The sequence below is a fragment of the Candidatus Zixiibacteriota bacterium genome, from assembly GCA_016933955.1.
In the GTDB taxonomy this organism is placed as follows: Bacteria; Zixibacteria; MSB-5A5; order GN15; family PGXB01; genus JAFGTT01.
On sequence record JAFGTT010000019.1, the window covers coordinates 25,488 to 52,225 of the forward strand.

Genomic DNA, 26,738 nt, shown 5'->3' on the forward strand with positions numbered 1-26,738 from the left:
CTTGCTCGAATCCCTGTTATCAATGTTGCGGATCCATAATTGTCCGGTAACTCTCGCCTAGAAGAGTTATTCTTGATGGCTTGGACGAATTCGATTCCGGTAACTGGTAACGCGGGTCGATGAAACCGGCAGATTCATCTTTTTGAAGTTGCCGATAAGTTGTATAGGAATCATGTTCGGTAATAAATGAAACCTCCAAGTTGTCATCGATACCGAAGTATACAGCCTGTTTACTATTCAGGTCGCCCTTTCGATGAGCAAACATGCCGTATGCCTGGCCTTTATCGGGATTGGGAGTGATAAACCCGATGGTCAGCCGGCCGATCCCGGGTTTGACAAGCCTGACGGGGATTGAGAACTGGTATATGCTGTTTGAATCCACCGGATAGTTTAGACTTGCGGGGCATTCAGGAATTTCCATGTTGTCGCTGTAATTGATTTTGACCGCGATGCCCTCCGTGAAAGAATGGTAAGGTTGTACAAAGCAATCGATTATATAACCGTGATCATTGGCGATATCAGGGCGGATGACGGTTTTAATACTGAAAATGTGTTTGTACAGTTTTTCATTGATTCGCCGACAGAGTGACGGATAAAATTCCGGCTGGCAGATTCTGGGATCGGACTGAAATATGATTTCCTTATCCAGTTGATTGGCCGAAGGTCCCAGAGCGGAAGCGTTTTTCGAAGTGCAGATATCGGACGCAAGTCCGGATATGGTTCCCTCGGGGCTGATAAGAAGATCGGCTTTGAATGAGCCACCGGTTTTAACTGATCTCCCGGATTCCAGGGCTTCTTTCAAGAAACAATTTTCATATACAATGAAATCCACCGGTATCCACCCGATTTTCATCGGTTTGATAGTAAACTCGATTGCAACCGTATCGCCTGCTTTTACAGGTTCATTGATAGTCTTACCATAATTATCCAGTTCAACTGATCCGTCAAACCTCCTGTTATATTTGAAAGCCAGGCCGGTTTCACTGTCGAATTGAGCATAGTGCTCGATAATTACTCTGGTTTCCTGATTGTAGGCAGGCAGGGGATCAAAACTGATTGTTCCGATCAGGATCGAATCCCTGAAACCTCCGTCAGGCGAGCCATCCATCAGTCGATAACAAGGCACCGGATTATTAATGTCTGCGGCGTGCAACCCCGATACCAGAAACATCAACATCAGAAAAGCCGGAAATAGACTTCGTTTTATATCAATCATTTGACTGACTCCTATTTTAGAAAGTTGAGTTTCTTCGTTGCGGTTTTGTTGTCGAATCTCGCATTCAGGAAATATATGCCGCTGGCCAGAGCATTATTATCGAGGTTATCGAAATCAAGAATATAATGATAACTCCCGGCCGATATTTGTTCAAGAGCCTCGCCGTAGACTTTCCGACCGAGAACATTATATATCGTTATGTCCAGATTTCCCGAATGAGGAATATCAAAAAGCAGTTTGGTCGAGCTGTTAAAAGGATTGGGATAACACTCACTGATAGCGAATTCCCGCGGAATCAGGGGTGTTTCCTCCTCTTCAAAAACGGAGGTAGCCGGACACCCGATTGAATTCAAAACATCGGCTGGATAGTTGCCATTGCGGAGTAAGGCGCAAAAATCGCTTCCCAGGTAATCGAAGGCACTGGCAAATTTCCCGGTTGCCATGATGAGGTCGGATCCCAATCGTTGGTAGATTTCTCTGAAGGATATATCGAGATTATCCTTTTCCGGATCCATTTCGATCGGGGAATAATCATACATATCATAGAGAATGCTGGCGATAACACCTTCAACTTCATTACCGTCGCAAATTCCGCCGGTATTTTCCCAGTCATTATCTTCGATATTGACGTACAAGGGATCAATTACGGAATAATTATGGTTGACCATAACGGCACATTCTTTGTAATCGGGAACAATTGCCGAGAAAAACTCGGCCCATCCTTCGGCAAAGGCGGTGATAGTATCGGTGCACCAATCGACATCATGATATGGATAAGTCGTAAAATACCAGGGTGCCACAGCGTCAAAGTGAACCATATGACCGAATTCGTGTTGAATCACCCGATTATAGTACATGTCTTCTTCATATCCGCTTGGCAGGCTCAGAGTTCTGGTTGTTCTCGAATACGAACCAACATCATCCCCAAGTTCGTGGATAACGCGGAAAGTAATCAGGTTGTTGGTAAAACTACAGCCATTATTGTTCATAAAATTTCTGGTTTTATTCATTGTGGAGACGGCATTCATTCCGGAGTTGAAGACTGAATCATCATAGGCGTCGGGATAATCATCGAAAGCATTAAGACATACTTCATAGGGATCGGGTTCATAATAATATTCGGATATGGCGCCGATGGTATAACTTGAAGGTCCATCATAGACGATATATTCGTTCGGCTTATCGAGATAGGCTTCTATATAGAAGAAAGTTTCATTTTGGGGAATCTCCAGCTGGAAATATCCCCAGGAATCGGTTGTAGTTTCATCAATTGTGTTAAATCCGGCATATGCCCTTACCGGAATTCCGACCGCCTCATCGAATCCCCATTGCGTGTATGGGGGGCCGTCCCATTCATCCCAGTCAAAGTATTCTACGCATCCTTCCATTATTATATTCCAGTACAAATCAGCAAGATGTTCGCAATTATTCATCTGTTCAAGATAGGATTCCTCGTAGTAATTATCGGGATCGACAACACCAAGGATGTGAAAAACATCATCACTGGTCATTTCGGGATAATATATTTCCAGATTAACCAGCACTTCATTACCCCATTGGAATTCAACGCATTCGAAATCCTGTTCATCATCATAATAATAATCATCGCAGGTAACGGGGCCGGAAGCATACAAGCGGGCTTCGACTTCAAAGCCGGGAGGAACATCATCAGGGCCGGTATTTTGGACGTAAAATGATATCGTCGGGGGATCGGTGCGTGGAGCGTAAAGCTCAACGAATGATGGCCAGGTATAACTGGTGACACGGAAATCCAAATCCAGGGGATCATGTTCCAGGGTAATCTCCGGGTTGTCCCCGCCATAGTCGGCGTATTCGACATAGACCATTAATTCCTCGGCTTGAGAAACATAGTATGAAATCGTGACGCTGCTATAGTAGTTGCAATAGTCATCACAACTGTAGTCACTAGCATACCATGCATTTTCGGGATCGGAAGCATCGGCCGGGCAGATGCCCACAAAAGCCCAGCTTTCAGCCCAATCGCCAATGTTGTCTATGGTTACAGTCACCCATCCGGTGTCGGGATAAAATTCCCATGTAAAACAGGAATATTCCTCGAACCAGGGGTAGAAATAATCATAGTAATATTGACTGCCCCAGTAAAGCTGATAAACGTCATCACAATAATCGCACCAATAGGGGCAATACCGGCTTTGAGAACCGGCCTCATCTTCCGGGGTTTTTGCCTCCAGATTGTGTTTTGCCCGATCTACCTTCATAAATTCGAGTACCGACTGGGGCAAATCAGGAATCTGGCGTGGTTCCATCTGATCGGGATCGATTACCTTTTTGACTGTACAGCAGGTTTTCTCGGAGGAAAAGACTGCTGTTGAGCCGAACAGGAAAATTAGAATCAGAAGCAGGATGACCTGTGGAACCGCCCTTGACCTGTTTAATATTATCATATTTGGCATGAGCAAATTTCCTTTTTGATTAAGTGAATCTGGTCAAATCGAAAAATCTGTTATTCCCATAATTCAAAATTGTTTACCGCCATCAATCCGGTTTCCGGGCTGAGGATGCAGGTGTTCGAGACGCCCGCATCCCCCGGCACCGGTTGCAAGAGAATCAGTGATAATGTACTCCGCCTAAATACATATCCCGAATCTCCTACTTCAAATAATTCATTTTCCGTGTCGCCGTTTCCGCGCCAAACGTAACCTTCATCAGGTAGATTCCACTGGCCATATGGCGTCCGGACAGGTTGTCGAAATCGATGGAATAACTGTAATGCCCGGCGGCCACCTGTTCAAGTGTCTCGGAATAGACACGCCGGCCAAGAATATCGAAAATCTCAACCGCCACATCGCCGCTTCGGGGAATATCGAATTCCAGGCGGGTCAGACTGTTGAACGGGTTGGGATAATTCTGGCCGATGGCGAATTGCTCCGGAATCAGCGAGGCATCCTCTCGTTCAAAGACCGAGGTGGCAATACAGCCGATCTGACTGGAAAGAAAATCCATGTCGTACTGGGCATTCTCCATCAGGTTACACCAGGGTTGCTGCTGATCCTGGAATTCGATGTAGGTGAAGACATTGGCCAGATCGCAGGCATCCTGTGGATTATCCTGATTGATATGATTGTAAATACCGCTGAAGGCGACATTGAGTTTCTCATTGAAATGGGCCGGTGGATTATCATAAGTCTCCGACGGCGAATTATCGTAGAGGTCGAAAAGAAGGCGGGCAATTATACCCTCGATCTTTTCTCCCTGTTGGCTGGATTCCCAGTCATTGGTTTCGATGTTGTCGGCCAGATAGCCGCCGGAGTTATATAACTGGTTGAGCGAGACGGCGTTGACATCAATGTCAGGAATAATTGCCGCCATGAAGGCATCCCATCCCTTGATATAGGCCCAAGTCGCGTTGGTTACGACGTTAAGACCACTGGTTCCGGGGGTGGTCAGGGAAATATTGCCGACCAAATCGTAGAGGACCATTTCGGCTATCTGTCGCTGAACGATACGGTTATAGTAATACAGATTATTGTACCGTTCCGGGAGATAAATAGTCCTATTACTACTATTGTAGTTACGGTTAAAACCGGTCGGGGCAATATCGGATGTAACCCGGAAATTGACCTGACCCGGATTGTATGTGATACCATTGGCGGCCAGGAATTGCTTGACTTCATTAAGCATGTTCCTGGCGTTAAGACCGATATTGAAAGCCTGATCATTATGAGAAGTCGAAGGTGACAGGATAATCGGGGCGGGATCAATGGTTAACTGATCATAGCCTATTTTAATCTGCTCGCTGGTAGCATCATCACGAACAATAAAATCCCCGTATTCATAAAGGTCAGCGTAGCAATTGAAAGTCTGGCCAGCTGGTAAGGACTGCTGAGATATTTCGATTTCGAAATCACCTTCAGCATCGGTATAAGTGGAGTTCAAATAGTAGCCGCTGGAGTTGTAGATAGTCACCTCGATGCCATCGCCATAGTCGCTATAAACAATGGGATAAGTGGGTCCGGGCCAGTTTTCCAGATCGTTATACCTGACAAAGCCGTTAATCACATGATTCCAGTAGATATCGGCTATTTTCAGGGCATTATTCCCGGTTGTCGGATAGACACTGGGTGTCGGATCTACCACCGCCACGACATTGAAATGGGTTCCGGAGGACATATTAGGATTGCTGATATTAAGGGTGATAGTTTCATCCTGAAAGACAGTGAAATAGACGTACCAGTAGTCCTGCCTGGTGTGAGTGGTATAATTGGAAATCGTCACACTCTGATCGGCATAAAGCTCAACCGGGATCTCCCAGAGTTCAGGGGGGAAGTCATCGTGACCGATATTTTCCACTTTGAAAGTAAAGGAAAGGTCATCATCCTTGGAGGCGTAGACCGCCTGCACGGCCGGGTTGGTTACGCTGGTGATCTTAACATCCAGATCCAGAGGATCATGGGTGATATGAACCACCGGTTCATCCCAGGGGCCGCCGGCATAATATTCGATATGGGCGATCCATTCCTCGGCGTAGGTTACGCTGTAGGATACGCTGACACTATTTCCGGTGCTGGTGGCCTGTCGGACCCAGGAACCGCTTAATACCGGGCGTATGGCCACCATAGCGTGACTGCCCTCGGTGTTATTAATGTTGGTAACAGATAAGGACAAACCTCCGGTATCGGGATAGAAATAGAAATCATGGCAATAGGTTTCATACTGGAACGGATCGAGTTCCAGCGAATAACTACTGCTGTGATAATCAAGATCATCCCAGTATTCCACATCACAATCGGCCCGGGCTGACCGTAATCCGAAGGCTATTATAAAGATGACCAGAACGGTTATCAGCAGAAACCGTAAAGGTTTATATTCAGTTTCAGGTTTATTTAACATATTTCTCCCACCTCCTTATTTCACCAGCTGGAGACACATGGTGCGGACATGTTCGGCATACTGCAGACGAACGAAGTATATTCCGCTAGCCACCGGTGAACCGGAATCGTTGCGGCTGTTCCATTGAACGGTGTTGTAACCGGCCGAAGCCTCATCATCCCAGAGCGTTCGGACATGCTGACCGAGAATATTGATCACGTCGATACGAACCTTGCCGGTTTGGGGCAGGGAGAACGGAATGACCGTGATCGGGTTGAATGGGTTGGGATAATTCTGGAACAATTCGGGTGTTTCCGGAAGCATGGTATGATCCTGTTGATCATCGAAGCTGGTATAATAACCGGTCGAACGGAAAACGAATTCGTAATGATACCCAACGGGTGCGTCCGGAATGTCGGTAAAAGTCAGCCGGATAATATCGGTAGGCATCAGGTTGACAAATTTCCCATCGGCGCTGAGAATGTCATTGGGATCAATTTCATTGTCATTAAATGAGGCCGAGTGCGGCATAATTTCGCGTATAATTACTTCCTTCCGCAGGGCCGGAGTGATTTCAATACGATCGATATCCAGTTTGGTCTGCCAGCTCAGGGTAATCATGCCGTCCCGAACAAAATCGCGGGGTATTTTATAGGAAATAGTGGATGGATAAACCCTGGGTGCTGCGGCCAGTTCCAGTATTCCGTCTTTCTCCGAAGACACCATCAATTTCATGGGTGTGAAGGTGTCGGTCAGGCCGTTGGGCTTGTTAATTATATGCGACAGTTTCGTTCCGGTACCATCGTTATTTGCACTTTCCTTGTTGAGATGGACATTCACGAGAAGATCATCATAATCGGCATCCTCGGGAATATTGACATTGATATAGAGCGGGCCATAACCGATATAAGTTTCCGAATCATAAAGAGTCACAAGATCGGTGATATCGGCTTCATCGGTGGTGACGGTTGACAGGCACTGAGCCTCGGGTGAAATGTAAGCATTATCACCGTTCGACGAGAAGGCCAGATCGAGATCATCGGGGACTTCAACCAGGAGGAGCGATAAACGATCAAGGTAGGAACGCTCGAACTCGATTTCGCGGACGTCGAGATCGATTGAGCCGTTTGTCACTTCCGGGTAGTATTGCAATTTATAGAAGTCGGTCACGATCTGACCGCGATTGGCCGGATCTTCCGACTGAGTCAAAATAGTATTATCGACGACAAAACCCTCGGAGGTTTTAACATAAACAAACGGACAACTGCCGCCGGAACTCCCGGTTGTCACCGAAATGGTGCGTTTTTTGATGACAGTATTGCCGCCCTTGTCGTACACCTTGAGCGTGACATAATCGGTACAGGTATAGCTCGGGGCGTTATAGGTTACCGATGGACCGGAACCGGTAATGGTTCCCCGAACAGCGCTCCAGACATAAGTCAGTTCATCGCCCCACCGTTCATCGTATTCAAGGACGGTAGCACTGACGGTGGTGGAATGACTGTAAACAATGGAACTGGGGCAACTGAACGAATACAGGAAAGGTTTAGTTCCGAGGATATTATGGGTCCGGTGGGAATCGTGGCCATAAACGGGCCAGGCGAACTCCGCTCCGGCATAGGTTTCCTCAAGATCCCAAACCTTGACTTCATCACCGGCACAGACCAGATGAAGGTCATCATATGATATCATGGGCGTCAGGGCGGGAATTCCGCCGGCGCCATCGGAAATCGGGAAACCCGGAACCTGGTCACCGTTGATTTCATAGGCATAGGTACTACTGCCGTAATTTAGAACGATTTCGAAATCCCCGTCGCCATCGATATCGCCGACCATAGGATTATTGACAAAATCGGTGACGACGATATTACGTAGTGTTTTCGGCCAGCCGTCGATGAAATTACCGGCCTGATCGATGATAAAGAGCTGGTCATGTATGATACCGACGATTTCGAGAACACCATCATCGTTGACATCAATAACCGAAGGCATGGTAATCGAGTACCAGATCTCTTCCGAACCGAATGGTTCTTCGGGCCAGTCGAAAATAACCGAACCATCGGCATCGATAATATATAGGTTGTCCATGGCATTGTTGACCAGGATTTCGAGGCCCTCATCGGTGACATCGAAATTGGCCAGTAGCGGCGTCGAGAGCAAACCGCTGGAGGCCACGCTGACAGGGAAATTGGGCAGGAGATCACCTGAAAGATCGAAAGCATAAACATAGCGGTAGTGTAAACCGTTTCCATCAACTCTGCCGGTGACAACGAGTTCAAGCTGTCCATCGCCGGTCAGATCCCCGAGGGCCACGCCGGAATAGGTACTGCAAGTATCAGGCATCTGATAGAAATCGATGGTTGATCCAATCAGGGGCGTCCCATCATGGTTCATGGCGCAGACGGCGCCTTTATAGGTCACGGTGAAAAGTTCATAATAGCCGTCGTGATCGACATCGGCAATAGTAACCGGGCAGAACATGCTATTATGGTTTTCCGGAAGGGAAACCGGCCAGCCGCTTAAAGCGCTGCCACCCGAGGAATTGCCATTATTCTGGAAAGCGTAAATTTTATGGTCGGTTCCACTGGAAGTGGCAAAAAGATCGTACTTGCCATCATTGTTGACATCCTCGCCCGAAAGCGTACTCCAGGCCAGGGAGGCGTCGGCATCGAGAGCGGCATAAATCGGACAAGTTTCCGATTTGGGTGCCCCGACGCAGTTAAACCAGTAGATATTATTCTGATGGCCGACAAAAGTTGTCCGGTAATAATATGAAGGTTCAATCGGGGCGATCAGGGGAGCGGAAGTGTATGAGGACTGCTCACCCGGCCAGAAATTCGGCATTAACGGGTTGGTGGCCGTTTCATATTCTTCGGAAATCGGTCCCTGGCCCATATCCTGATGGAGCAATTCCACTTTGTAAAAATAGGTGGTATTGGCCTCCAGGCCTTCATCGATATAATAGGTCGCGCCGGTTATCGGCAATTCATTGACCTTGACAAAAGCACTTGTAGTTGTTCGCCGATAGAGGTTGTACCCGGACAGCTCGGAATTATCCTCATGGTACCAGGTGAGGTATATTTTATCCGGATAACAACGGAAAAGAATACTGTCGATGACGGCTGTATTGCAGTGAGCGACAATCGGCAGCGGGTAAATATTGTTATAGAAATCGTGAAATTCAAGAGTATAAGTGGCCAGCGTGTCACCGGTGACAAAATAAAATTCAAAGGGATCACCGGTGACCGTGCTCATAGGGGGGATATCACCGAAGAAGATTGAATCTATACCCGGATCAAATATCGCCCAGTAAGGATCATCAGGGATCAGTCTACCCCAGACCTCCTCGAGAACACCCTTACCGATATTGTTAACGGTCACGGTGAAATCGATATCTTCGAAGCCACCCAGGCAGCCGTCATCGTTTCCGAATTCGGAGTCATCAATAGTATAACCGCCTATTTCGGGGACGCCGCCGCCGATCGGGATGGTCAGCGGGAAATCAATGACAACCCAGTTAGACATGATTTCCAGATAAGGTCCCGAGAGATATTGAATATCGCTGATGGTTTCGGAGACAGTAAAATTAATGGTGTAATCTGTGACAATGGTTTCGCCGGCACCGATGGAACTGACCATGAGGTATGGCGTATTGACAGTTATATCCGAATTGGTATTGGCCAGATAGAGAACAACATTTTCAAGGTCGGTGGTACCGGTATTGGTCAGGGTAAAAGCCATGGCGATCTGTTCGCCGGCCTCGATCATGCCGTTACCGTTTCCGGCCGAAACAGCTGTGGAATCATCGAGATACGAGACACCTTCGAGAGTGGCAAAAGAGGTGTTGTCGTCAACCTGGATGGTTCTTGTGGCGTGCCAGTAGTTGCGTTTAGTGACACCGACGGTGATGTCATCATTGGAGGATATTTCCAGGGTGAATGATGCTATCCCCGAGGCGTTGGTCAGGGCCGTCCCATGGAAAAAATCCTTGTAGCGAAGGGCCACCATGGCTCCCTCCACCGGGACGGTATTATCGGTGACCGTGATCTGAATAGTTTGCTCGCCTTTGGCCACTGAGGTCGGGCAGGCGATTTCGAATTGAGAGGGCGCGTCCGACCAGACATAGAGGGTCGGGTCACCAATATACATATAAGACAGCAGGGCTTGACGCGAAAGCCCGTCGATATCAGCACCGCGGCTGGCATTGACCAGATGGGCCATGGTGGTCATTTCCCCGATGGTCATGGCGACCGGGGATTGATAGGCATTTTCGAACATCTGGGTGTGATAGCGGAAGGAGGCATAACCGGCATCACGGGCCGGAGCCCCGATATAACCGATGGCGCCTCCGATGGGATTGTTGATCAGATGTATTGAAAGGCAATCATGGGTAATATCATTATTATGACAGGTGACGGTGCTAAATATGGGATACATCCCGTAGTTGGTCAGAAGGTCGGCATCAGCATTGGTGAAGGAAACCCGCTCATAATATTTGCGGATAATGAAGTTGTCGACATTGCTGGAATGGCCATACGCAAAAAAAACGCTGCATCCCGAATTGAAGGCGTCGATAAGATCCTGTTTGGTATATTCCTGCTCCTCGTCACCGATGAATTCGAGGAATTTTGTGGGGGTATAACCGGACGGTGTCAAAGCATCCAGTTCATCGATAATCCATTCGGAATCGCCTTTATAGCTGACGTAGGAACCCATATAAAGGGATTTTTGCTGGTAGCCTGAAAACTGGGTGTCGGTTTCATACTGCTGCAGTTTATTGAAATAATTGGTAACTTCCGAAGGTGTCGAAACCGGAAGACGGCCGACAAAAACTTCCGGTAAATAATCGACATTATCAGCCACCAATCCGATATATTCATCGAGATTTTCATTCCAGTCGCCATCAAGACAGGCATAATAATAATCGGATGGAATATAGTCGCCGCCGAGTTTATCCGACCAGATCAGTTTGGTCGGGAGAATTTCATGGCTTGCTCCCAGAAGGATGTACTGAGTTCCCCAGTTCTGATAAGCGAACCTGATGAACTCGCGGACGTAATCAGGGGTTTCGGCCCCGACGGCAAAGTTTTCGGCGATCCAATCGAGATCGACGACTTTGGTATAGTAGCCTTGGAGAGTTTTGTAATCGGCATAAGTTTCAAATTCGGATACCATTTCCGGGGCGGTTATGATAACAAAGGGAACGGTATTATCAATCAGATCGGGGAAAAGCGAGGCCGCCATATCGCTTTTCAGGCGCGGGGTTGACAGAGTCAAGTAGGCGGTGATGTTTTCGCTGTAGCCGAGGCAGTTATCGGCCACGAAGCGGTCCGAGGCAACCGTGGTTATCCGCGGCTGGGCGTCGAATTTGGCCGGTTCGCTTTCAAGGTCAAATGACAGGCCGGAGACTACCATAATATTACCGCTGGTTTCGTCGAAATAGACCGGATTACATATAATGGTGGCCAGGTTGTACCGGGCCAGGCGGCCTGATCCGGCCAGAGTAATCGGTTCATGAGGAAGAATTTCCTCGATTTCCTCAATATCCGCGGCCGTGATTTCATATGCAATCACAACATTGTTGACGTTGAGGGTGGTGGCTCGATGGTCGGGCGGCAGGAGAACCTGCCGTAATTCCGACAGGCCGGCAGAAGCCTGCGCCAGATTAGCCGGGTTCGGTTCATTCAGCATTGACTGTAAATAATCGTTATTGATCTCATAATTGATTTCAAATGAGAATCCACTGACCGTCATGAATAGCCCCCAGGCGGCGATAACGGCGACAATCAGCCTCAGGGTAGATGCCCTGTTAAGCATATTAACCTCCCATAGATTTTGGTTAACTAAGGTTTAAGTTCGCGGGCAATCGGAAAAGACGGCACCGCATCGGTGGATGGGACATGTGCAGAAATGTGCAATCAAGACGGATGGCGGACAATTCTAAATATATATTTCAATAAGAGGTTGTACCATGGTACATTGATTTACGTAATAGTCGGCGGTCCGATGCGCATGCATAATCATTTTCCTAAATCAGCCTTTTAACCGATAAAACAGCATGCTTCTCATTCCGGTCTGGCGGAGAAACCGATTTCGATGTTATGACTGCCGGATTTCGATGCAGGTTATCGGGTAGAGATCATAATATTCAATCCTGATATCCTGCGGAAACATGCCTTTACAGCTCCGGATAGCTTGAGCGGCAACCATTTTAAGACCCGGCGCTTGACTTCCTGATGAAATTCGTCCAAGCGAGGGGTATTAAAGCCGTTTCTGGAAAGATCCCGGGCCAAGCATTAAATAACCAAGTGGTGCCTATCACCCCCAATCATTGTGTAGCAGAGCGACTCGCCCCCCGGCCGAAGTCGTCCGGGTTCATAAATCAAATGGTCTCGCCAAGTTAAATTTATTTATCCTTTGAGCCGGTTAAATCGAATATTATCAATCCGTTTGGCCACCGGTATATTTGATAACAATGGCGTCGGATACTTAACCGGGACAATATTTGCTTTTTCGTCTCATTGCATTAATTTCCGCGAGATGGGAAATCTTACAAATTTTTTTAAAGACTTTATTTATCCGGTAAAAAGCGCTTGGTGCCGGCGTGATTGCATACTATATTGTATTCAAGTACTTGTGAGGCCCCCCGTGAATCAATTGGTACAGCAGGCGGCCAAGGGTGATAAATTGGCCGAGGAAAGACTTTTCCGGCATTTACATGCCCGATTTGTCTTTCTGGCAAGAAAACGAATAGGTTTGGATTACGCCGAAGACGTGGCGCAGGAAGCCTGTATGATTATCATTCAGAAACTGAAATCGCATGAAAAACCGCCGAATTTCGAAGCCTGGGCTTATATGATTCTCAGAAACAGTATCGGTAATTATCTTAAAAAAAGCATGGTTCGCCAGAACCGGATAGGGGCGGGCGATTATGTCGATCATCCCGATAAGGTTCATGTTTCCGATCCCGATTATGATTTGCGGCCGCTCCTGATCGAGTGCCTTAGGAAACTGGTATCGATATTTCCGCGCTATGCCAGGGTGTTGAATCTTATTCACCATGGCTATGAAACCGATGAAATCTGCCTGCGGCTGAAGGTCAAACCCAACCACCTATATGTTATTTTAAATCGAAGCCGTAAAATGCTGAACAGGTGCATGGATAAAAGAGAGGCTGGATGATGAAAAACCAATGCACTAATCCCAAATTGGGGGAAATGATTCATGCCTATGAGCTGAACGCGCTTTCGGAAGAAAAACGAGATCAGTTCGAGATACATTTGCTGGAATGTGAGTCCTGTTTCGAGGAGGTCCGATCTTTCGAGGCCAGAGCCGATATTATCCTGAATGATCCTGAGGTTCGACGCGATTTGAAAGCGGCGGCCGTTGAAACATCCGGTGAAAATATCCGCACCGGTATTTTCAGACGATTTCTCTGGCCTGAGGCGCCTTTTATCTTGCGACCCGCCGTGGCTTTTATATTGATACTGCTGCTTCTCTATCCCGCCTATCTCGGATTAAGGCGCAGCAGCAACCAATTAGCCCGGCCGGTGGTGTCGGTGGGATTGTTTCCCACCCGTTCTAACGGTATTGAGGCAGTTTCCGTTACGCCGGGGATGGACTTGGTGGTGTCTTTTGTCTATCATGGGGCAACACCCGGAACCGTTTACCGGGTCAATATTTCCGATGAATCGGGCCTTCTGGTTTTTCATGATGATAACTATTCCGATTTCGATCGCTATGAAATCGGAAATGTGCTGGTGCCGGGAAGATATCTTCATCCCGGGAAATATGTGGTAACGATAGCCGAAACCGGAGGGAAGAGGACCGACGGACGGCAGGTGTACGAGTTCCGGATTGAGATAGAAAATAAGTAACTTTCGAAATTTATATTTTTCCGGGTCAGGTCATAAATCTTTAAGGTGGGGTCATGATTATTAAAAGAGCACATGGTCTGCTGATTTTCCTTATTTCTATTTTTATCGCCGGCTCTGGCCAGGGGGGGGAACAGAATGCCGGGGTTGGATTCCATGATGAAATCCGCGGTCTGCTTATAAAGGCGCGCGAATTTATGGATAACGGCGAATTTGATTCGATGCTGACGCTGGCCACACAGGCACAAGAATTGGGCGAAAGTAATCCGAGTACGCCGGACTCGACCATGGCGGGCATACTCAATATGGTTGGCCTGAGTTACTACTGCCGGGGAAATTACGGTCTCAGCGATTCCATATACAGTCTGGCCCTGGAGTACCGGGAGAAAACCGATCCGCCCGAGGATTCTCTTATATCCGATATAATCGGGAACATTGCCAAACTCAAGATTATAACAAGTCAGTACAGTGAAGCCGCGGAGTATCTCAATCAATCGCTGGCTATTCGCGAGAGGATTTTCGGGGAGGATCACCTGGAGACGGCCAAATGTGTGAGTTATCTGGCGGTTCTGTATTATTACATGGATGAATTTCAGAAAGCGATCGATTACAACAATCGCGCTCTTGATATTCAGATAAAAAATCTCGGCCCCAATCATTATGACGTGGGGATGACCCTGAACAACCTGGCTATTGTATATGATGATATGGGCCGATATACCGAGGCGGAATCGCTGTATCATAGATCCCTGGAAGTCCAACAGGATGTTTTCGGGCCGGGGCATTACAATATCCTGAGTATTATGTACAACCTGACGCTACTGAAGACCAACCTTGGCAAGTACAATGAAGCCGATTCCCTTAACAGGGAAATTCTCGAACAGGCCAAAACAACGATCGGACTGGAGCATCCTTTGATCGCCATGGTGATGGATGTATATGCTCTCAACGATCGGCAGATGGGCAGATATTCCTCGGCCATTATTTATCATCAAAAAGCGCTGGAGATAAGAAAACGGGTATTCGGGGAGAAAAACGCCGATGTGGTTATGAGCCTGAGTAATATCGGTCGTTTGAACCTGGAGATGGGCCAGTATGACAGGGCTCTTGCGAATTTCGAGAGAGTCCTGGCAATTGAGGAGGATCTGGAAGATATCCGCCCGCTGAACCGGGCCAGTACCTACGCCAATCTGGCGGTTATTTACAATGTCACCAGAGAATATGATAAGGCATTGGAATACGGCAAAAAATCTCTTGATATCAAGATCGAGATTCTCGGAAATGAACATCCGCTGTTAGCCAGCGATTATCAGAACTTATCCAACGTTTATGATAATCTGGGGGATTATAAACTCGCGGAGTCACTGAATGTCCTGGCCAACCAAATCTATGAGACCGCTTACGGCCGGAAAAGCTCAAGTTATGCCAAAAGTGTCAATAATCTAGGGCATCTGTACTACGGGACGGGGAAATACGAGGAGTCGGAAAAACTGCTACTTGAGGCCCTTGATATCTATGGAGTCGATTTCGATCGAATGGCCAGTTTGCATGGTCTGGCACGTCTTTATGCGGCGATGGATAATTATGACAAAAGCCTGGAATACTACCGGCTATATATCGAAACAATGCGGAAGTTTATCAATTATGCTTTTACCTTTTCATCGGAAGAGCAAAAACTCAGGTGGATTGATCAGTATTCGCCGATGGAACATTCGCTGTTTTCCATGGCGCTTAAGTCAAACGATGAAGGGGCGCGCCGACTGGCCCTGGATATGGTGCTGAAGAGCAAATCCCTGGTGGTCGATGCCATTATGTCTGAGGGTGAGACCGCTTATTGCTCATACAACGACCAGATCACCGCGAAACTCAAACAGCGTGGGAAAATTTGCACGATTATTGCCAACCTGGTAATGGCCGCTATGGGCGAAGATGAGGAGAATCCATATGGCGACAGCCTGCAGGTTCTCTATTATATCCAGGACTCGCTGGAGACGGAAATCAGCCGGATGTGCGCCGATTTCAAGAATGATCTGGAAACCGGGGGTTTTACGCCGGAGGATATCGCCGCGGCCATACCGGAAAATACCGTTCTCTGGGAATACGTGCGCTTTAAACCGCATGATTTCAAAGCCAGGGGCAACGATTTTATCAAGACAGGGGCGCCGCATTACCTGGCCTTTATTCTGGATCATAATGGCCGGGTCGGCCTGGTTGATCTCGGCGAGGCGACGATTATCGACAGCCTGGTGACGGTGGCAAGACGAATGATATATGAATCCGGTTCCCGTGCTTATTCTCCACTTATCGTGCAAATGGAAAAGGAACTGAGTGAGATTACTTCACAATTAAAGGAATTGCTGTTCCGGCCGCTGGCGGAAAAAAATCCGGAGGTAAAGGATATTTATCTGGCGCCTGATGGTCTTCTAAATCTTTTGCCTTTTGAAATCCTTCCGGACAGTGGCAGTTCCTATATAATTGAGCATTATCGCCTGTGCTACCTGTCCTCGGGACGGGACCTGCTTCGTCCGGAGGAAATATTTCCGCCAAACCCGGAAGTGGTGATAATCGCCGATCCGGATTTCGATAATAATACCTCGGAAATGATCGCCATGAAGGGTAAGGCGACCGATGACTCCGGAATGGTAAGTCTGTTGATATCGCAACCCGACCGGGGATCGGTGGAATGTCTTAAGGATGGTTTCCGTCCACTTCGATACGGGCGCGAGGAATCCGCTTTGGTGGCCGAGGCTTTCTGGAAAAATGGGGCAAACGACGTTCGAGAATTTTGCGGATCCGAGGCCCGGGAGGAGATAATCAAGGGACTGGATCGCCCTCCCCGCGTTTTGCATTTTACGACCCATGGTTTTTTCTGCAGTTCCGAGAATGATGATCATGAGAAAATACTGGTCAATCCGCTACTCCGCTCCGGTCTCGCCCTGGCGGGGGCCAACCGGATTATAAAAGACAGGACCAAACCGGCATCGGGTATTGAAGACGGTTTGCTGACCGCATTTGAGGTTTCCCGAATCAACCTGATGGGGACCGAGCTGGCGACGCTATCCGCCTGCGAAACCGGGGTCGGCGAAACATCGAGCGGGCAGGGCGTATTCGGCCTGAGGCGGGCTTTTGCCCATACCGGGGTACGATCTATCCTGATGACTCTCTGGAAAATTCCCGACCGGGAAACGGCGGAATTGATGGATGGATTTTATCGGGGCTGGCTGGGGGGCAAATCGAAGCAGGATGCTCTCCGGGAATCGGCCCTGGCTATTTTGAATCGTCTCCGCGCCGAACGGGGAACCGGCCATCCGGTTTTATGGGGTGGTTTTGTTTTGAACGGGAATCCGGATTAAATCCGATTGATTCAGGTGTCGGGGTACGCGAACCGACAATATTGATTTTCGAAAATAAAAAGGCACTTATTGATTCCGGGGACCGATCGGCAGGGGCTGAGCGGCATCAGTTACGGCTCCGATTTTGGCGGCATAATTGCTTTTTTTCTCAATGTCTTCATCGGTGATTATCTGGACATCGAGAAAATTGGCGACCCTGTAACCGGTCCGCATGAAGTTGATTTCCTCGAGACAGGAACTCCAGGCCGAAAACCATAATTTGAGATCATTCAACTGCCGCTGGTCGCCGCGGAAATGCACCATGATGTCGATATCGGAATCGGGTCGGGCGCTGGCATTTTTGGTACTTCCGAGAATATAGAAAGCGACGATTCCGAAATGACTGGGATCGATTTCCCCGGCGATTTTTTCCACCATCTGCATCCGCCAGCGCCAGTGATTTTCCTTTTGTTTCTGCTGGATTTCTTCGGCCGTCATGGCAATCTCGGTCTGGTCGGTCGGCTCGGTAATAAGACCCACGGCCTCTTTCAAATCGGCATTCATCAACACCTTCATGACCTGGCCGCCGGTTGTCCTGGGGATATCGATCAGACGGATGGTCTCAGCCAGGTTGGCATGCTCCGGAAGAATATCAGCCAGGAAATTGGGTGATTCGAGCAGAAATTGCTCGTTGAAGATGATGCCTTTATCATCCGGGTAGAGGGGCAGATACCTGATTTCGGCCTCGACCAAATCCTGGAAAAAATGGGTTCCGAAAGACAGATCGGGAACATAGCCGCCTTTCTGCCGGGCGATTTCAATCAACAGCGAGGTATTGTTAATTTCCGAGTAGGTCACGTTGACGCCCAGTTTGATATCGCCGCGACTTCCCCATCGTCCCGGCCCCATCAGGATAAACTGCCGTTTGGGCAGGAGTTTGTTCAGTTTGCCGACGGCGCGGGCCACGCCGATCATATCTCCCCGATCCGGCAGGGCCCCGTAGCGCTCGGGATCGACATAGACAATATGGGTGATATTGTTGACCTTGCCATTGGAGATATGACGGTTGGCCGAAAAGACGATTTTTTCGGCGGGAATGTCTTTGGGAATCGGTTCCGGGGCGCTCTGCCCGGAATAACTCTGAGGCCGGCATTGCAATAGATAGAAATCCTCGCCGTCGGAGGCAAATTCGATATCGACCGGACGGCCGAGTGTTTCCTCGAGAACTTTCAGCATGGTCTGCATCTGCTTGATAAACGGTGTCCGCGTCAAAAGACCTTCAAACGTGATAACCAGGTCCTCATTTTCGAAGTCGATATTCATTCCCAGCGGTTTGGTCAGGCGGTTATCCCGGAAGATAGACACCATATTGTTTATGGCCGGGATTTCATAGCCGACCCTTTTGATGAACTGGTCAATATCAATCGACTCGAAGCTGTCATTTTCCAGATTGATGACATCGATTTTTTTGGGAGAATAGCGGATAACTTCATCGGGGCTGACATTAACCCGCAACCCGGGCTGTCCCGGGGCGATAAGAATAGGATAATCATCGCTAAGGCGGTCGACAGCGCGAGTTCCCAGGCCGGGGACAATCCTGACCAGCCCGTCTTTACGCTGAATGCGCGGCGACCAGCGGAATTCGTTGTTGCTGAAAGCCACCCCGGCGAAGGAGGGAAGGAAATATTTGCCCACCCGGGTGCCGACGACTTCCTGGATAATGACACCCATTTCTTCGCCGAAATCGATCAGGCCGCGTTCGGACCGGTACTCGATCGGGTCGGGACTGAAAGTGGAGGCATAAACTTCAGCAATAGCATCCATCAGGGCATCGAGCCGCTTCTGCTTGCTTCCCTGATTGGCCAGAAACAGGCTTTTATATTTACCTGAAAAGGCGGCCCCGATCCGATCCTCGAGAAGGCTGGAGCTTCTGACAATCAAAGGACGGTCGCCGAAATCATCAAGCGCCACAGAAAGGCTTTTTTTAATATCGACCGGGAAACGACCATTTTTAAAAGTCTGGACGATATGGGGATATTCGAGCCGGACCTGATTGAGGTCTTTATACTTCTGCTCGACGACTTCATCGAGATCGTTATAGTGCATGAAGTGCAGGACGACATCGGAGGTGATATACCAGGTTTTGGGTATCTTGACATTTCCCAGCAGGTCCAAATCTTTGGCTTTTTTCTTCAATATCTGTGAGGCGAGAAACATCCCGGCGCTTTTACCGCCCAGTTTACCCTGACTTTCGGCACTGAAGATGAGATTCTGGAGGAGATGGTAAAAATCGCGGACCTCGATGAAATTTTTGGCGATATTGATGTATTGGAGCTGGTCCGAAAGAAAACGCCGGATCAGGGAGACCTGGATGCCGCGTTTGCTCGGGGAAAAGACCTCGGGTTCATCCGGGGCGAGATGGTGATAGCGGCGGATGGCATCGGCTACCTCGGCCAGCGACAGATTGCGGTTGACCACCTGAACCAGAAAACTGAGCTTATCCTCCTCGATCCATTTCTGAATAACGCGCATAATTTCCCGGTCACTCATGTGATCCGAAGCGATTTTGAAGGCGGCTGAACTGAAATCGGCCGAAAATCCGAGAACCCGGCGCCGGTGAGGGATATTCCAGTCTTCGCGGAGTTCTTCCTCCTCCTGTTTCTGGTCACTGCCGAAGGAACGAAGGAGTAATTCAGCTTCCGTGACGCCGCTCCAGCAAAGGTGGTTGAGCATTTTGCGGGAGATACTCAGGAACAGGTTACGGTCGGTTTTACGGAGCATATCCATGATAACCTGCCATTGGGTACATTCACCGTCGGCGATTGGTCTGGACTCACTGTTGAATTCGCCGAACACCTGTTTCATTTTGTATTGCAGGATAAAATGACCCAGCCGATCGGAAATGGTTTTAATCAGGCGGGATTCCTCTTTCAGGAAAGGACCGTGGTCAGCCTCGGGGCGTTTTTCGGAATAATAGACGCTGAGGGTGCCGATAACCATTTCCTGAACGAGAATATCGGCGGTAAGGACCCATTCGGTACGGATCAGATCCGGGGATGAGAAGGTTTTATCTTCGAGGATTATTTCAGCTTGGCAAATATCGGGATACTGCCAGCCCCAGGGCATGGCCTGAATGATTTTGCGGCAGATTTCATCGAGCGATTCATCGGATGACACCAGAATCTCTTCAATACGGTAGAGGCAGTTGAGTTCATTGGCGCGCTGTTTTAAGGCCTCCAGAAGCTTATCAGTAGATTTCCCGTTATCCGCCATCATCTACTCCTTGATATCGGCATTAATCGGAGAAATTCATAATATTGCCGCTGCGGCCGGTATCCAGCCGCAACGGCATCCAATGAAATATATAAAAACAGAAAAATTAAAGCCAGCAGTTTATGCAACCCAGCCCCGGCTACGGCAAGCCTCGGCGACACGCCCGACCGCAATTACATAAGCGGCATCGCGCATATACAATTTACGTTTTTCCGACAGACCGCTGACGGCCAGGAAGGCTGAGGTCATCTTGGTATCCAGTTTGCTCAGGACCTCGCTTTTTTCCCAGAAATAGTTCATGTTGCACTGGACTTGTTCAAAGTAGCTGCAGGTCACCCCACCGGCGTTAGCCAGGAAATCCGGGATGACGAAAATATTGTTTTTTTCCAGGATGACATCGGCTTCCGGAGTAGTCGGGCCATTGGCTCCCTCGGCAACCACTTTCACCCGCGAGCTAATCTTTTTGACGGTTTCGCCAGTGATCTGGTTTTCGATGGCGGCCGGGATAAGGATATCGACATCCTGCTCGATCCAGGCATTGCCGGGAAGAATTTCATAGCCCAGGTCTTTGGCCTTGTTTTTGTCGATACCGCCGAAACGGTCGGTGATTTTCAGCAGTGATTTCAACTCAACCCCGGCTGGATTTTTATAGGTATATGATTTCTGGTCGGCCTGATCCCAGCATGAGACGCAGATGACTTTGCCCCCGAGCTGTTCATAGAGATCGATAGCATACTGGGCGACATTACCGAAGCCCTGGACACTGGCGACCGTATCGGCCGGGTTAATGCCCATTTGCTTCAAGGCTTCGCGGACGGTGTAAATGACGCCGTATCCGGTCGCCTCGGTACGTCCCAGCGAACCTCCCAATCCGACCGGCTTTCCGGTGATGAAGCCGGGATACTTGGAGCCGTGGATGGCTTCGAATTCATCGAGCATCCAGAGCATATGCTGGGAATTGGTCATGACATCGGGTGCAGGAACGTCGCTGATAGGGCCAACGTTTTTGGCCAGTTGACGAACCCAGCCGCGGCAGATCTGTTCCTGTTCGTAGGCACTCAAATTATGAGGATCACAGATAACACCACCCTTACCGCCGCCGAGAGGAATATCCACGACGGCACATTTCCAGGTCATCCACATCGACAAGGCTCGAACGGTATCGATGGTTTCCTGGGGATGGAAACGGATACCGCCCTTACACGGTCCGCGGGAATCGTTGTGCTGAACGCGGAAACCGCGCAGAACCTGGGTGGATCCGTCATCCGTGCGGATCGGAATATTGAAATGATATTCCCTCATCGGATTGCGAAGAAGGTCCCGCGTCCCTTTATCCAGATCGAGGATATCGGCGACTTTATCAAACTGGGCCTGAGCCATCCGAAAAGGATTGAATGATTCGCTACTCATTTTGGCAACCTCTCATGATTTAACTTTGTATAAAATATATGGTAAATGGCGGTAATGACGGTTATTGGGAAACGGAATCCCGATATTATCAAGTCAGTCTCAGCTCCTTGGGAAATCATAAGAAAATCGGGGTTTTGAATCATCAATCGGCGCTTCATTACTCACACCACTTAGTTACTTTTTTCACAAGCAACATATGTCGCTTGTTGGGACTTGTCAAGCCCCCAATTAATATACAAGCGGTGTTTAAGCAAATACTTTTTGAGCTATTTTGAAAGAAAAAATCCGATGACTCTGCCCAAAAACACTCCGGCGGGATATTTACAACCAATAGCCAATGGCGTGTAAGATGCTGATGTCCAGTGGATTAGATCTTGCGCTGGCCGTGGGGCGCATGGTTGGGATGCTGTGAGTTTATTGGAGGAGAAAGTCCTGTTTATAATAATCGGGAGGCCGGATTTTAAAAATTCGATCTTTGACCCCGATTTTCCCCCGAATTTTCCCCCGGGCGGGATAATATATAAATCAGGATGGATATTCCGGGTCCATGAAAAGCAGGCAGGAGACAACCGAGATTTTTGGCAGTAAGTCTCCATCTTGTCAGGATAACGGGCGGATGAATAGTGAATCGAAAGGCAGTACAATGTCAGTACGGCGGCCTAATGATATTGGACGAAATCATAAAGGTACAGATAAAATGACCGGACCGATAAGATATATCAAATGGCCGCAATGAATTTGTTTGATATTGTTTAACCTGGCCGGGATCAGAAGTACTTAACTTTTTTGATTCCGGTTAGTTCTTTCCAGGCCCGGTGCATTCTGGCCAAATTATTATTGGCTTCTTCGGTGAGATCATCCAGCCGGGTCATATCCAGATTATCTTCCAGATCGGCGATTTTGACCCGCACGGCCAGAGAACTGACCCGGGTTCGCTTGATGAAATCCTCGTATGTTTCATAGGAACGCTTGACCAGGCAATCCAGCGCTTCAAGAATCTCGTCGGAGAAACCCTCGATTCTGAAATCCTGAAGAGTCCAGTCGGTTTTGTCGATCACATCGTGCAAAACGGCCACGATTTTTTCCGGTTCCGACGACATACGCATCATGACACGCAGGGGATGCAGAATATAAGGTTCACCATAGGCATCAATCTGGCCCTGGTGAGCCTGAGCGGCAATTAAAATAGCTTTATCCAAAGTCGACATTTCCTTAGCTCGGTTTAATGGTCGTCATAAAATATATATCGGATCGAATTCGTCAATCCCTATCTTTGCATTGAGGTTCGAATTATTAATCAGATATGAGGAATAGGGACGGAAGGACAAGACGCCGGTTTCCGGGTCGGGTGGGATAAATCGGCCTGATAATCAGGTCCGATGGTGACAGGAATGAAGTTTAAAGGCCGGGGCATTCATCATTATTAAGAACAATATAGAAAAGGCAACTCAATTAGTTTTAGTTATTTCCGTGTTCTCTATCAGCAACAAGTGAACTGGATGTTTAATATATTGAATTACAATTGAATAGGCGTCTGGCGGGTCATTTGGCGTAAATTGCGGAATATCGTAATTAAGTGAATAATTTCACTTGACATTTACATTATTAATATTATCATTTTACTAATGTTAACTGTATAATGTTGTGGAAAGGCCAAAATGAAGTTTTCTACGAGGAATAGATATGGGCTTCGCCTGATGGTGGAACTGGCCCGGGAGCTTAAAAAGAATAACCTGGTTCATCTGGGACGAATCGCCGGGATAACGGGTGTTTCCGAGAATTATCTGGCGCAACTGGCCATTCCTTTGAAAAATGAGGGGTTATTGATTGGTGTCTCCGGGAAAAAAGGGGGATATCACCTTTCACGGTCACCGGAAGAGATCAAAATTATGGATGTAGTGCGGGCAGTCGATGGGCCGATCAATCTGACCGATTGTGTCAATAATCCCGATATTTGTCTGAACAGCAGTTTTTGTGAAGCCAGAATTATGTGGGCGATTTTAAGCGGGCGTATGGTTGAGGTTCTGGAGAAATACACTCTGGCGGATTTGATCGATAAGGATCGATTGCAACGGATTAAGGATGAGTACGCTTTTTTGCCGATGCTCAATCCTGATCGAATAATGGCTCCAGAGGATGAGGGGGAGGAATCAGAACCGGGGTGCCCTGTCAAGAAATAAAGGCATTTGAGGAGTCCGATTTATGATGATGGTACAAATTGTGTCTTATATCTCGTTTCTGGTGGCGATCATTGCCATGGTCGTCAAGACCATGAGGTATATCAATGCCCCGGAGGGCCTGCGGTGGGAATTGTATCCGGTTCCGCATGAAAAAGGCCGGTCCGATTACGGCGGTTCGTATCTTGAAGAATTGGATTGGTGGACCAAACCGAGACATTCGGATATGTTCAACGAGTTGAAAGAGATGGCCGAGGAGATAATCCTGTTCAAAGGAGTTTGGCGTAACAATCTCAAGGTCTGGCTGTTTTCTTTCCCTTTCCATTTCGGTCTTTACCTGTCAATCGGCTGGCTGGCTTTATTGCTTCTGGGCGGAATATTGCAGGCGGCCGGGATGGCGATTGGGAATACAGCCGGTTTTTTAGGAGTTCTGATTCACTATGCCACCTTGATAACGGGTTACGCCGGATTGATTTTGGCCGGATTCGGGGCGCTGGGACTTCTGGTCTGGCGTTTAACGGACAAAGGCCAAAGGGCCTATAATTCACCCATGGAATATTTCAATCTTCTGGCTTTCGATGTCGTGGTGGCCATCGCCCTGATTGCACAATTCAGCACCGATCCGGGATTTCTGGCGGTTCGATCATACATGCAATCACTTGTGACTTTTTCCACGCCGATTGTTACCGGCGGTTGGCTGAAAGCCGAAATTATCGCGGTCTCGTTGATGATTATGTATATACCGTTGACGCGAATGTCACATTTCGTGGCCAAGTATTTCCTGTACCATGCGGTGCGATGGAACGATAAACCCAATGAACGAGGGAGTCGTCTGGAAAAAAGCCTGGTGAAAATGCTGAATCAGAAAGTCGGCTGGAGCGCGCCTCATGTCAAGACCGGTAAATCTTGGGCTGAAGTCGTAACGGAGGCCAAAGATGAGCAGTAATTTCATTAAGGTGAAAGATTTCGGTAAGAAAACCGACCGGTTATATACTATCGATCCCAAAGAACTGGTTAAACTACCGTATCCCTACGAAGATTGGGAGGATCCGCCGGTACCGGAGATATCCGATAGCCGAAGACAGGGGAAAGATATATCACTCGATGGTATCCTTAATGTCACCATCCCGATTCCGGAAACGGAAGAAGAGAAGGAGAAGATGGTGGCGAAATTTCTCGAGGGACTCAGGAAGCTATTGACATCGGAAAACAACTGGACCTTCATCCGGCCGCTGATGTTGTCGCTGGACAATTGTGTCAAGTGCAACACCTGTTCGGAGGCCTGCCCGATTTATGAGATGAGCGGAGGAGCCGAGATATACCGGCCGCTGTTCCGCTCCGATGTCCTGCGGCGAATTGTCAACAAGTATATCAAGCCGGGCGGCAGGCTGACGGCCAAATTTACCGGAGCCGATATCGATCTTAACTGGGAGACAGTGGCCCGCTTGGGCCAGCTGGCTTACCGCTGTAATCTCTGTCGGCGCTGTGCCCAGACCTGCCCGATGGGAGTCGATAACGGATTGATCGCCCGGGAAATAAGAAAATTATTCAGCCAGGAACTGGGTATTGCGCCCTCGGAACTGCACCAGGATGGAACCGTCAAACAACTGAAAACCGGTTCCTCAACCGGGATATCACCGGTGGCCCTCATGGACCTGATGGAATTCGCCGAAGAGGATATCACCGATCGAACCGGTTTGAATATCAAAATTCCGTTCGATAAAACGGGAGCGGATATTCTGCTGATTCATAACGCCGGCGAATTTTTATCCTGGCCGGAGAATCTCGAGGCCTTTACTATCATTTTCGAACTGGCCGGGCTGAGCTGGACGCTGTCGAGCGAGATGGTCGGTTATGATTCGGTCAATTACGGCTTATTTTACGATGATGTACAGCTGGCCAAGGTGACTTTGAAACATGCCGAAGCGGCCAAAAAACTGGGAGTGAAGAAAGTCGTTGTGGCCGAATGCGGGCATGCTCACAAGGCGGCCATGGCTATCGGGGATCGGATCTGGCTGGGCGAAAGCAATATTCCCAGGGAATCGAGCATGGTCACGCTGGAGGATATTATTCTGAATGGCCGGGTTAAGGTTGACCCGGAACGCAACGATTTTCCGATAACGCTGCATGATCCCTGCAATATGATCCGCTCTATGGGTATCGTACAACCGCAACGGCGGGTGCTGAAAAAAATCGCCCCGAAATTCCGCGAGATGACGCCTCACGGGGTGGATAACTACTGCTGTGGCGGGGGAAGCGGATTCGCCATCATGCAATCCAACAATTTCCCCAACTGGCGATTCCTTTTTCCCGGCCGGAAGAAGTTCGCCCAGATTCTGAACGCCTTTACCCATGAGGAACTTGATCCATCGGTCAACAAGTATGTCTGTGCTCCCTGTTCCAACTGCAAGGGCCAGATGCGGGATCTGCTGACCTATTATGATGCCTGGGAGAGAACGCGGATGCTCTATGGCGGTCTGGTGGAACTGATTGTCAATGCCATGACCGATGTCAGGGAAGGTTTTGTCGAGTGGGAATTCCATTGATTGAGACGTAACATTGATAAGATTGGAAGGCGGTTTTTTAAGACCGCCTTTTTTAAGAG

13 protein-coding genes are annotated in these 26,738 nt (G+C 48.5%); 6 read left to right on the top strand and 7 right to left on the bottom strand.

Annotation, left to right across the window (positions count from 1 at the left end; translation table 11 throughout):
- Nucleotides 1-19: 19 nt before the first annotated feature.
- The 4 genes from JXQ28_06755 to JXQ28_06770 all read right to left on the bottom strand — a co-directional run bounded on the left by JXQ28_06755 (nucleotide 20) and on the right by JXQ28_06770 (nucleotide 11,884).
- On the bottom strand, nucleotides 20-1,216 hold the full coding sequence (locus JXQ28_06755) for a hypothetical protein (protein MBN2277429.1): 1,197 nt from the start codon (nucleotides 1,214-1,216) through the stop codon (nucleotides 20-22).
- 11 nt (nucleotides 1,217-1,227) lie between these two features.
- Nucleotides 1,228-3,651 (bottom strand): T9SS type A sorting domain-containing protein, encoded by a 2,424-nt coding sequence (locus JXQ28_06760; GenBank protein ID MBN2277430.1) that lies wholly within the window; start codon nucleotides 3,649-3,651, stop codon nucleotides 1,228-1,230.
- A gap of 196 nt (nucleotides 3,652-3,847) precedes the next feature.
- On the bottom strand, nucleotides 3,848-6,088 hold the full coding sequence (locus JXQ28_06765) for a T9SS type A sorting domain-containing protein (protein ID MBN2277431.1): 2,241 nt from the start codon (nucleotides 6,086-6,088) through the stop codon (nucleotides 3,848-3,850).
- Between the two features lie 15 nt (nucleotides 6,089-6,103).
- Nucleotides 6,104-11,884: a VCBS repeat-containing protein gene (locus JXQ28_06770; protein ID MBN2277432.1), complete on the bottom strand. Its 5,781-nt coding sequence runs from the start codon at nucleotides 11,882-11,884 to the stop codon at nucleotides 6,104-6,106.
- Between the two features lie 831 nt (nucleotides 11,885-12,715).
- Between JXQ28_06770 and JXQ28_06775 the strand changes: the two genes are divergently transcribed.
- From JXQ28_06775 to JXQ28_06785, 3 genes are read left to right on the top strand one after another with little or no spacing between them, the layout of a single operon-like run.
- A complete protein-coding gene (locus JXQ28_06775; protein MBN2277433.1) occupies nucleotides 12,716-13,249 on the top strand; it encodes an RNA polymerase sigma factor in 534 nt (177 codons plus the stop codon).
- Entirely contained in the window at nucleotides 13,246-13,944 is a 699-nt protein-coding gene (locus tag JXQ28_06780) for a zf-HC2 domain-containing protein (GenBank protein MBN2277434.1), read from the top strand. The genes JXQ28_06775 and JXQ28_06780 overlap by 4 nt, the downstream gene beginning before the upstream one ends.
- Before the next feature lie 53 nt (nucleotides 13,945-13,997).
- Entirely contained in the window at nucleotides 13,998-17,294 is a 3,297-nt protein-coding gene (locus JXQ28_06785) for a CHAT domain-containing protein (GenBank protein ID MBN2277435.1), read from the top strand.
- A 66-nt stretch (nucleotides 17,295-17,360) separates the two neighbouring features.
- Here the strand turns inward: JXQ28_06785 and JXQ28_06790 are convergent, their stop codons facing one another.
- The 3 genes from JXQ28_06790 to JXQ28_06800 form a co-directional block, all read right to left on the bottom strand.
- Nucleotides 17,361-20,546: a PEP/pyruvate-binding domain-containing protein gene (locus JXQ28_06790; GenBank protein MBN2277436.1), complete on the bottom strand. Its 3,186-nt coding sequence runs from the start codon at nucleotides 20,544-20,546 to the stop codon at nucleotides 17,361-17,363.
- A 120-nt stretch (nucleotides 20,547-20,666) separates the two neighbouring features.
- Nucleotides 20,667-21,956, bottom strand: a complete 1,290-nt coding sequence (locus JXQ28_06795) for a Glu/Leu/Phe/Val dehydrogenase (protein MBN2277437.1) — start codon at nucleotides 21,954-21,956, stop codon at nucleotides 20,667-20,669.
- Between the two features lie 767 nt (nucleotides 21,957-22,723).
- Complete coding sequence (locus JXQ28_06800; protein ID MBN2277438.1) at nucleotides 22,724-23,164, bottom strand: GTP pyrophosphokinase; 441 nt, start codon at nucleotides 23,162-23,164, stop codon at nucleotides 22,724-22,726.
- Nucleotides 23,165-23,614: 450 nt separating this feature from the next.
- Here JXQ28_06800 and JXQ28_06805 point away from each other — a divergent pair, with 450 nt between their 5' ends.
- Genes JXQ28_06805 through JXQ28_06815 form a run of 3 tightly spaced genes read left to right on the top strand, consistent with a single transcriptional unit; the run spans nucleotide 23,615 to nucleotide 26,679 of the window.
- The gene (locus JXQ28_06805; protein MBN2277439.1) at nucleotides 23,615-24,136 is read left to right on the top strand and encodes an Rrf2 family transcriptional regulator; all 522 of its coding nucleotides are present in this window, start codon (nucleotides 23,615-23,617) and stop codon (nucleotides 24,134-24,136) included.
- 22 nt (nucleotides 24,137-24,158) lie between these two features.
- On the top strand, nucleotides 24,159-25,079 hold the full coding sequence (locus JXQ28_06810) for a hypothetical protein (protein ID MBN2277440.1): 921 nt from the start codon (nucleotides 24,159-24,161) through the stop codon (nucleotides 25,077-25,079).
- Nucleotides 25,069-26,679, top strand: coding sequence for a (Fe-S)-binding protein (locus JXQ28_06815; GenBank protein MBN2277441.1), 1,611 nt, complete (start codon nucleotides 25,069-25,071; stop codon nucleotides 26,677-26,679). The genes JXQ28_06810 and JXQ28_06815 overlap by 11 nt, the downstream gene beginning before the upstream one ends.
- The last annotated feature ends 59 nt before the right edge of the window (nucleotides 26,680-26,738 follow it).

What these genes read in the sequence shown, in the direction of transcription:
- JXQ28_06755 (MBN2277429.1), bottom strand. Translation starts at nt 1,216, where the DNA reads ATGATTGATATAAAACGAAGTCTATTTCCGGCTTTTCTGATGTTGATG.
- JXQ28_06760 (MBN2277430.1), bottom strand. Translation starts at nt 3,651, where the DNA reads ATGCCAAATATGATAATATTAAACAGGTCAAGGGCGGTTCCACAGGTC.
- JXQ28_06765 (MBN2277431.1), bottom strand. Translation starts at nt 6,088, where the DNA reads ATGTTAAATAAACCTGAAACTGAATATAAACCTTTACGGTTTCTGCTG.
- JXQ28_06770 (MBN2277432.1), bottom strand. Translation starts at nt 11,884, where the DNA reads ATGCTTAACAGGGCATCTACCCTGAGGCTGATTGTCGCCGTTATCGCC.
- JXQ28_06780 (MBN2277434.1), top strand. Translation starts at nt 13,246, where the DNA reads ATGATGAAAAACCAATGCACTAATCCCAAATTGGGGGAAATGATTCAT.
- JXQ28_06785 (MBN2277435.1), top strand. Translation starts at nt 13,998, where the DNA reads ATGATTATTAAAAGAGCACATGGTCTGCTGATTTTCCTTATTTCTATT.
- JXQ28_06790 (MBN2277436.1), bottom strand. Translation starts at nt 20,546, where the DNA reads ATGGCGGATAACGGGAAATCTACTGATAAGCTTCTGGAGGCCTTAAAA.
- JXQ28_06795 (MBN2277437.1), bottom strand. Translation starts at nt 21,956, where the DNA reads ATGAGTAGCGAATCATTCAATCCTTTTCGGATGGCTCAGGCCCAGTTT.
- JXQ28_06800 (MBN2277438.1), bottom strand. Translation starts at nt 23,164, where the DNA reads ATGTCGACTTTGGATAAAGCTATTTTAATTGCCGCTCAGGCTCACCAG.
- JXQ28_06805 (MBN2277439.1), top strand. Translation starts at nt 23,615, where the DNA reads ATGAAGTTTTCTACGAGGAATAGATATGGGCTTCGCCTGATGGTGGAA.
- JXQ28_06810 (MBN2277440.1), top strand. Translation starts at nt 24,159, where the DNA reads ATGATGATGGTACAAATTGTGTCTTATATCTCGTTTCTGGTGGCGATC.
- JXQ28_06815 (MBN2277441.1), top strand. Translation starts at nt 25,069, where the DNA reads ATGAGCAGTAATTTCATTAAGGTGAAAGATTTCGGTAAGAAAACCGAC.